Here is a 6,559-nt window from a genome sequence, read left to right as displayed (position 1 = left end):
CACTTGTACACGGCCCGCGCCCACTTTAAACCCAACCAGTCTGTGCTCCGGCGGGCGCGCCCCCCCCCGCCCCCCCCCGGGGGGGGGGGGGGGGGTTTTTCACCCCCCCCCCCCCGTCCACGTTCACACGGCCACGACTCAGCCGCAGTGCACCCCGTAGTCGATCTGCACGTAGCTGTTGCTGCCGGCCTCGCCGCCGTAGTCGATGCAGTGGCCCTTCGCGTACACGTAGACGGGCCCCGCGTAGTAGGCGAACGTCCCCGCGTCCATCTCGTTGGACTTCCACACCGTGTCGGTCCGGTGCACGCGCAGGCGGGCGTCCAGGTAGCGCGCCGTCCCCGGGTCGTCGTTGACGGTGACCACGCAGTTGTAGCCGTTGGAGCTGTTGTAGGTGACATAGGCGATGCCCTGGCCCACGTCCTTGGAACCGATCACGTTGTAACCGGACCCGCAGGCGCCGTTGTACCCCGCGGCCGCGGCCGGCGTGGCGGAGAAGACGAGACCGGCAGCGGCCAGGCCGAACGTGGCGGCGATGCCACCGAGCCGACGCATGCGCATGAGGATTCCTTCCGTCCGGATGATCGACGGCACGAGTCTCATGACCTCCCATGCCCCCGGCCAACGCCTCGGAGTTCTTTGGCTGGTTCGCAGGAACATTTGACCGGTTCCGCGATCATGGGAGTCACTCCGCCACCGGCACCGCCCCTCGACACGGACTACGCGACAGCGGTCTCCGACCGGCCGGCCTGGCCGCGTGCGGAACCCAGTGCGCCGTCGATGGCCAGCCGCGCACGGTCCGGGGCGTCCGGCATCACGTCCGCGTAGTACCGCTCGGTGAACGACACGGATGCGTGCCCGAGCCAGGCGGACACCTCGGACACCGGTACGCCCTGGCTCAGAAGAGAGGCCGCGTAGTAGTGCCGGAGGCTGTGCGGATTGAAGTGGTCGAGGCCAGCTTCGGCGAATGCCGGCCGCCAGATCCGCTGGTACCAGTAGGAGGGGTAAAGGAGCCCCGTTCCCGTCACGTTGGAGAACAGGAGCTCTTCATCACCCCAGGTGTCGAAGTCCCCGAGATGCCGCCGCAGCGCCAGGGCGACGACGCCGGGGAGCGGCACGTGGCGCCCCTTCTCGCCATCTTCCCGCCACTTGACGTGACGCAGTCGCATGCTGCCGAAGCGGCCTGACCCCGTGTCCCGGTCGCAGGCCACCTGGCGGTCCACGGTGAGCAGCCCCTGGGCGAACGAGATCCGGTCCCGGGCCACCCCCATGGCCTCACCGAGCCGCAGACCGCACCCGGCCATCAGCCAGAACATGCCCCGGTACCGCTGCGGGGCGGCTCCGATGAGGGCGAGCACCTCGTCCGTCGGCGGGATGTACACGTCCGCCCGCTGATCCCGATGGGTCCTTGCCCGGCTGACGGGCAACGTCACCGGTCGGCACGGGTTGCCGTCGGCCAGGCCCCGCCCGACGGCCCAGTCGAACACCGCCACGAGAACGTTGAACCGGAACCGGACGGTCGAGGACTTGTAGCCCCGGTCCCGGATCATCCATTCCACCCATCGCTCGATCCGGCAGGTAGTGACGGCCCCTACGGCTTCGGCCTCGAAGAACGGCTGGACGGCTCTCGCCGAGATCGACCGGTACTGCTTGACGCTGCGGTTCTCCAGTCCCCTTGTGGTGGCCCACAACTCGAAGACCTCCACCAGCGACTCACGCTTCGCCGGATCGGCGCTCTCCCCCTGCGCGCGCGGATTCCCCATCCCCGTCCTCCCCCTCCAGATGCCGTCTGGCCTTGCCGGTCAGACGGTCTGCGGGTTTACCCGGCGGCCCTTCCAGGAAGCCCATCGCGCGCGCCCGCCGGATCCGCCCGCTGACGGTGTTCCGACTCAACCCCCATGCCGATGCCAGACGGGTGACCGGGCTCCGGTAGCCCTGCTGCACCAGCTGCACGTACGCACGGGCCATCTGCGCGTACTCCTGCTCCGTTTCGACCCTGGAGAGCTTCGCAGCGGTGATGGCCTCGCCCGTCGAGCGCCCAAGGCGTGCCCGCAGGTCCTTGGTCGTTCTGCGGATCTCCGCCAGGGAGATCGACCTCATGAGTTCTGCCGTGATGCCGTCCGTGCCGACCTCCTCGCCGAGGTCGTCCGGGGGCTCGATGCAGAGGCTCGTCGGGCCGTCCCACGGTGCGTCGAGCCGGTTGACTACGGTCAGACGCCAGCCGTGCAACTCGGCCTCGTGGACGAGTCGTTCCCCATCCAGGCTCCATCCCTCGGGCAGGTCCACACCTGATGCTGCGGTCATGGGTCGAACGTAGCGCGCTCCTGTGTTCCGCCGTATGCCGAGAAGTCCTCGGTCACACGACGAACGTAAGACACGAGACATGGCAATATCCCTGTCTCGCACCACTTGTGCCCGGAAAGAGTGAAGGGCGCCCGGTTCCCCGGACGCCCTTCACTCTGTCGTTCAAGCCGGCCTTACGGCAGGTTGCGCGCCATCACGATGCGCTGGACCTGGTTGGTGCCTTCGTATATTTGGGTGATCTTGGCGTCGCGCATCATGCGCTCGACCGGGTAGTCGCGGGTGTAGCCGTAGCCGCCGAGGAGCTGGACGGCGTCCGTGGTGACCTCCATCGCGATGTCCGAGGCGAAGCACTTGGCGGCAGCGCCCAAGTACGTGAGGTCGGCGTCGCCGCGCTCGGAGGCGGCGGCGGCCTGGTAGGTCAGGGCGCGGGCGGCGGAGATCTTCATCGCCATGTCCGCGAGCATGAACTGGATGCCCTGGAAGTCGGCGATCGGCTTGCCGAACTGCTTGCGCTCCTGGACGTAGCCCTTGGCGTAGTCGAGGGCTCCCTGGGCGACACCGAGGGCCTGGGCGGCGATGGTGATGCGGGTGTGGTCGAGGGTCTTCATCGCCGTGGCGAAGCCGGTGCCCTCCTCGCCGATCATGCGGTCGGCGGGGATGCGGACGTTGTCGAAGTAGACCTCGCGGGTCGGGGAGCCCTTGATGCCGAGCTTCTTCTCCGGGGCGCCGAAGGAGACACCCTCGTCACTCTTCTCCACGACGAACGCCGAGATGCCCTTCGAGCGCTTCTCGGGGTCGGTGACGGCCATGACCGTGTAGTACTCGGAGACGCCCGCGTTGGTGATCCAGCGCTTCACGCCGTTGAGCACCCAGTAGTCGCCGTCGCGGACCGCGCGGGTCTTCATGCCGGCGGCGTCCGAGCCCGCGTCGGGCTCGGAGAGGCAGTACGAGAACATCGCGTCGCCCTTGGCCAGCGGGACCAGGTACTTCTTCTTCAGCTCCTCGGAGCCGGAGAGGATGACGGGGAGCGAGCCCAGCTTGTTCACGGCCGGGATGAGGGAGGACGAGACGCAGACGCGGGCGACCTCCTCGATCACGATGACCGTGGCGAGCGCGTCGGCGCCGGCGCCGCCGTAGGCCTCCGGCACGTGGATCGCGGCGAGGTCCGACGCGACGAGGGCGTCGAGCGCCTCCTGCGGGAAGCGGGCGTCCTCGTCGACCGCGGCGGCGTGCGGGGCGATCTTCGCCTCGGCCAGCGCCCGGATCGTGTCGCGGAGCATGTCGTGCTCCTCGGACGGGCGGTACAGGTCGAAATCAGCCGATCCGGCCAAGGTCTCTCACTCCAAGCGACGCTAATTACCGTTAAGTAACCCAAATCTTAGGGTGCGGCTCGCAGGACGGATACGTGAGCTACACGACAGCCACAACTTGCCCCTTCGGGGCGCTCCGCATACCCCGACTATGCTCGGGCGCGCGTCGCGGCACCACCGCAGAGCAGATCAGCACGCAGTAACGCCCTGGCACCGACACCCTCTGGAGCTCCTCGCCATGCCTTTGAAGATCACCGTGATCGGCACCGGATACCTCGGCGCCACGCACGCCGCGGCGATGGCCGAGCTCGGCTTCGAGGTGCTCGGGCTCGATGTCGTCCCCGAGAAGATCGAGATGCTCACGCGGGGCGAGGTCCCCATGTACGAGCCCGGTCTGGAGGAGCTGCTGCGCAAGCACGTCGCCGGGATCGAGGGGTCCAGCGGGCGGCTGCGTTTCACGATGGACTTCGCGGAGGTGGCGGAGTTCGGCGACGTCCACTTCGTGTGTGTGAACACGCCGCAGAAGCACGGTGAGTACGCGTGCGACATGTCGTACGTCGACTCCGCCTTCGGCGCGCTCGCGCCGCATCTGAAGCCGGGCGCGCTCGTCGTCGGCAAGTCCACCGTGCCGGTCGGCTCCGCGGAGCGGCTGGCCCGGCTGCTGCCGGAGGGCGTCGAGCTGGCCTGGAACCCGGAGTTCCTGCGCGAGGGCTTCGCCGTGGACGACACCCTGCACCCGGACCGGATCGTGGTCGGTGTGCGCGGGGAGCGGGCCGAGAAGCTGCTGCGCGAGGTGTACGCGACGCCGGTCGCCGAGGGCACGCCGTTCGTCGTGACGGACTATCCGACCGCCGAGCTGGTGAAGACCTCGGCGAACTCGTTCCTGGCGACCAAGATCTCGTTCATCAACGCGATGGCCGAGGTGTGCGAGGCCGCGGGCGGTGACGTCGCGAAGCTCGCGGAGGCGATCGGCTACGACGACCGGATCGGGCACAAGTTCCTGCGGGCCGGGATCGGGTTCGGCGGCGGCTGTCTGCCGAAGGACATCCGGGCGTTCATGGCGCGGGCGGGTGAGCTGGGCGCGGACCAGGCGCTGACGTTCCTGCGCGAGATCGACTCCGTGAACATGCGGCGGCGCGGGGCGATGGTGGAGATGGCGCGGGAGGCGCTGGGGGGCGGGGCGTTCCTCGGCAAGCGGGTGGCGGTGCTCGGGGCCGCGTTCAAGCCGGACTCGGACGATGTGCGGGACTCGCCGGCGCTGAACGTCGCGGGGCAGATTCATCTTCAGGGCGGTCAGGTGACCGTGTACGACCCGAAGGGCATGGAGAACGCGCGGCGGCTCTTCCCGACGCTGGGGTACGCGGAGTCCGCGCTCGAGGCGGTGCGGGGGGCGGATGTCGTGCTGCACCTCACGGAGTGGCGGGAGTTCCGGGAGCTCGATCCTGCGGAGCTCGGCGCTGTCGCTGCGGGGCGGGTCATTCTGGATGGCCGGAATGCGCTGGATCCCGTGGCGTGGCGGGAGGCCGGGTGGACGTACCGGGCGATGGGACGTCCGTCGGCCTAGTCGCCGGTCCGCTTGGTCATCCGTCCGGCTGCGCGCCGTGGCTCCACCGGTTTCGTCGCCGGGTGCGGCTTGCGTCGTGGCTGGTCGCGCAGTTCCCCGCGCCCCTGGACGGCACGCTTCGCGCGCCCCAGGGGCATCGCTCGTCGTCGCGCCCCGCGGCGGAGCCGCTGATCGGGCACAGCCCCGCGACCGTGGTCCCGCCCGGCACAGCCTCGCGCCCCTGAGATGCACGCCCTTCGGGCGGCCATTTCAGGGGCGCTTCTTCTTTCTCAGGCTTTCTCAGTCCTTCGCTCGGTAGCGGCGCATCTTGGCTCGGGCGCCGCAGACGCGCATGTCGCACCAGCGGCTGCGGGCCGCGGGGCTGCGGTCGTAGTAGGCCCAGTGGCAGTCGGGGGCCTCGCAGGCCTTGAGGCGGGGCCAGGTGCCGGTGGTGGTGGCTTCGGCGATGGCGGCGGCGACGCGGGAGGTGAGGGGGGCGTCGTCGAGCGGGGCGAGGGTGGCGGTGCCGTCGGCGGGGTCCACGCGGACGTGGAGCGGGGCCGTGGCGAGGAGGTCGGTGAGGGGGGTGACCTCGCGGTGCGGGGGGTGGCCCGCGTGGGCGAGGCAGGCGGCGCGGAGGGATTCGCGCAGGGCGCGGGCGGCGTCGAGTTCGCCGGTGGTGATGCCGAAGCGGGCGCGGACCTCGGGGCGGTCGAGGGCGTCCTCGCCGGTTCGGATGTCGAGCAGCGTGTTGACCAGGGCCTCGACGAGGGCGAGGCCGCCGGGCGCGGGCGCGCGGTCGTTCATGGTTGCGACGTTACCTCTTCTACGGCACCATGCGGTAACGCGGGCTGTTACCTGTAGACCCCTCATAGAGGTAACGCCCAGGAACTCAGGAGGAATCATGGCCATCGCCAAGCTCGGCACCGTGGTGCTGGACTGTCCCGAACCGCGTCCGCTCGCGGAGTTCTACGCGGCGGTCCTCGGCGGCTCCGTGACGGGGGACGACGGGGGCTGGGTGGATGTGACGTCGCCGGGTGGGCAGGCGCTCGCGTTCCAGAAGGCGCCCGGGTTCGTCGCACCGTCCTGGCCCGCGGCGGACGGCTCGCAGCAGCTCCACCTCGACCTGACCGTCGAGGACCTGGACGCGGCCGAGAAGGAGGTACTGGCGCTCGGGGCGCGGGTCCTGGAGACGGGAGAACCCGGCCGGACCTGGCGTGTGTACGCCGATCCGGCCGGGCACCCGTTCTGCCTCTGCGCCTGCTAGGCGGCGCTAGGGCGTGTGTCGAAAGTCCCGTCGTCCGCCCGAAGGGCGGGCCCCGCGGTGTCCGGTGCGTGCGATCGCAAGGCGCCGGAGCGTCCTCATAGCGGAGCTATTAGGTCGTTTCGGCAACGCCGCGAGCGT

General features: G+C 69.8%; 7 protein-coding genes. 2 read left to right on the top strand and 5 right to left on the bottom strand.

Annotated features, from left to right (window positions below; translation table 11 throughout):
* Positions 1-138: 138 nt before the first annotated feature.
* The 4 genes from ACZ4E1_RS40170 to ACZ4E1_RS40155 all read right to left on the bottom strand — a co-directional run bounded on the left by ACZ4E1_RS40170 (position 139) and on the right by ACZ4E1_RS40155 (position 3,632).
* A complete protein-coding gene (locus tag ACZ4E1_RS40170; RefSeq protein ID WP_399131043.1) occupies positions 139-558 on the bottom strand; it encodes a spore-associated protein A in 420 nt (139 codons plus the stop codon).
* A gap of 158 nt (positions 559-716) precedes the next feature.
* Positions 717-1,760 carry a tyrosine-type recombinase/integrase gene (locus tag ACZ4E1_RS40165; protein WP_467548940.1) on the bottom strand — a complete coding sequence of 348 codons (1,044 nt, stop codon included), beginning with the start codon at positions 1,758-1,760 and terminating at the stop codon, positions 717-719.
* Positions 1,711-2,301: a hypothetical protein gene (locus ACZ4E1_RS40160; RefSeq protein WP_467548939.1), complete on the bottom strand. Its 591-nt coding sequence runs from the start codon at positions 2,299-2,301 to the stop codon at positions 1,711-1,713. Before ACZ4E1_RS40160 ends, ACZ4E1_RS40165 begins: the two co-directional genes overlap by 50 nt.
* Positions 2,302-2,474: 173 nt before the next feature.
* On the bottom strand, positions 2,475-3,632 hold the full coding sequence (locus ACZ4E1_RS40155) for an acyl-CoA dehydrogenase (RefSeq protein ID WP_467548937.1): 1,158 nt from the start codon (positions 3,630-3,632) through the stop codon (positions 2,475-2,477).
* Between the two features lie 217 nt (positions 3,633-3,849).
* Between ACZ4E1_RS40155 and ACZ4E1_RS40150 the strand changes: the two genes are divergently transcribed.
* Positions 3,850-5,175 (top strand): UDP-glucose dehydrogenase family protein, encoded by a 1,326-nt coding sequence (locus ACZ4E1_RS40150; RefSeq protein WP_467548935.1) that lies wholly within the window; start codon positions 3,850-3,852, stop codon positions 5,173-5,175.
* A 279-nt stretch (positions 5,176-5,454) separates the two neighbouring features.
* Here ACZ4E1_RS40150 and ACZ4E1_RS40145 read toward each other — a convergent pair whose 3' ends face one another.
* Positions 5,455-6,027 carry a CGNR zinc finger domain-containing protein gene (locus ACZ4E1_RS40145; RefSeq protein ID WP_467548946.1) on the bottom strand — a complete coding sequence of 191 codons (573 nt, stop codon included), beginning with the start codon at positions 6,025-6,027 and terminating at the stop codon, positions 5,455-5,457.
* A 31-nt stretch (positions 6,028-6,058) separates the two neighbouring features.
* On the opposite strand from ACZ4E1_RS40145, the gene ACZ4E1_RS40140 reads away from it, so the two are divergent.
* Positions 6,059-6,421 (top strand): VOC family protein, encoded by a 363-nt coding sequence (locus ACZ4E1_RS40140; protein WP_467548933.1) that lies wholly within the window; start codon positions 6,059-6,061, stop codon positions 6,419-6,421.
* The last annotated feature ends 138 nt before the right edge of the window (positions 6,422-6,559 follow it).

The sequence above is a fragment of the Streptomyces sp. NPDC025806 genome (assembly GCF_055558275.1).
Note: the sequence above shows the minus strand (reverse complement) of the source record. Positions and strands in the feature narration are given on the sequence as shown.

What these genes read in the sequence shown, in the direction of transcription:
- ACZ4E1_RS40140 (WP_467548933.1), top strand. Translation starts at nt 6,059, where the DNA reads ATGGCCATCGCCAAGCTCGGCACCGTGGTGCTGGACTGTCCCGAACCG.
- ACZ4E1_RS40160 (WP_467548939.1), bottom strand. Translation starts at nt 2,301, where the DNA reads ATGACCGCAGCATCAGGTGTGGACCTGCCCGAGGGATGGAGCCTGGAT.
- ACZ4E1_RS40150 (WP_467548935.1), top strand. Translation starts at nt 3,850, where the DNA reads ATGCCTTTGAAGATCACCGTGATCGGCACCGGATACCTCGGCGCCACG.
- ACZ4E1_RS40165 (WP_467548940.1), bottom strand. Translation starts at nt 1,760, where the DNA reads ATGGGGAATCCGCGCGCGCAGGGGGAGAGCGCCGATCCGGCGAAGCGT.
- ACZ4E1_RS40170 (WP_399131043.1), bottom strand. Translation starts at nt 558, where the DNA reads ATGCGCATGCGTCGGCTCGGTGGCATCGCCGCCACGTTCGGCCTGGCC.
- ACZ4E1_RS40145 (WP_467548946.1), bottom strand. Translation starts at nt 6,027, where the DNA reads ATGAGGGGTCTACAGGTAACAGCCCGCGTTACCGCATGGTGCCGTAGA.